We start from the raw sequence: 871 nt of genomic DNA on the forward strand, positions 1-871 counted from the left end.
TATCGAGTTAACACTGGGCCAGGCATCTGCAATCATGGGGGGGGGCGGACAACATGAGAACAGCCCTGGACATATATACTCGGCTGCGTACCCAGGCAGCTGGTGGACAGCCGGACACCCCCTGCGATGACAAGGATATTGAGTTAACACTGGCCAGGCATCTCCAGCTCATGGGGGACAAGGTTAGCCAGCAACAGGCCCTGGACATCTTTACATGGTTGCGCACCCAGGCAGCTGGTCAGCCGAATATCCCCTGTGATGACAAGGACATCGAACTGGGTATAGCAGCCATTCTCGTTGACATGGGGGCATGGAAGCAGTTTGATGAACTGCAACTCGAAAAACAGTTATTTTCAGGGTTCGAAGCCAGCCTGTATTTCAGTATCCGCAACTTCCGGGAATTAATAGAAGTTGAAGCCACCTTACCCAAACAAACGGATCTTCTGGGGAAAGCGTTACGTTGGGCGGCTCTTGCGGTTGAAAAAAGCAGAGGTACAAGTGCATCCTGCCTCAGTCAACTGGGCCACTGCTTCCGTCTTATATCCGTCTGGCCGAAACCCATGCTGGAAACCTTGGGTATTGAAGAAGAGAGGGAGGAGGAGTTTAAACATAGAGTGAAAGTACTCTTTGCTAAAGCCAACGACGTTGAACCCCATCGACAAGAACTGAAGAAAGATGAACCCTGGAGGGTAAAGGAACACCAGCTATTGGCTCATATGACTGCATAAGTACCCAAACCATTACTTGTGTGTAGTTTAGCGGTGTCTTTTACCGCTGTTGTAAACAACAACGTCACAAGGCTACGTTGCTATCTTTTTTGTTCTTTTATGGGAAAGATGGTAATGATCTTCAGGCTGAACTTTTTTGTCAC

At 48.9% G+C, this 871-nt stretch carries 1 protein-coding gene; it reads left to right on the forward strand.

What is annotated here, in order from left to right:
* Nucleotides 1-53 precede the first annotated feature (53 nt).
* On the forward strand, nucleotides 54-728 hold the full coding sequence (locus E1189_RS00950) for a hypothetical protein (protein WP_155158247.1): 675 nt from the start codon (nucleotides 54-56) through the stop codon (nucleotides 726-728).
* The last annotated feature ends 143 nt before the right edge of the window (nucleotides 729-871 follow it).

Origin of the sequence: Parendozoicomonas verongulae (genome assembly GCF_009711465.1) — a bacterium.
Classification (GTDB): Bacteria; Pseudomonadota; Gammaproteobacteria; order Pseudomonadales; family Endozoicomonadaceae; genus Sansalvadorimonas; species Sansalvadorimonas verongulae.

Coding starts and splice junctions, on each gene's coding strand:
- E1189_RS00950 (WP_155158247.1), top strand. CDS start 54: ATGAGAACAGCCCTGGACATATATACTCGGCTGCGTACCCAGGCAGCT.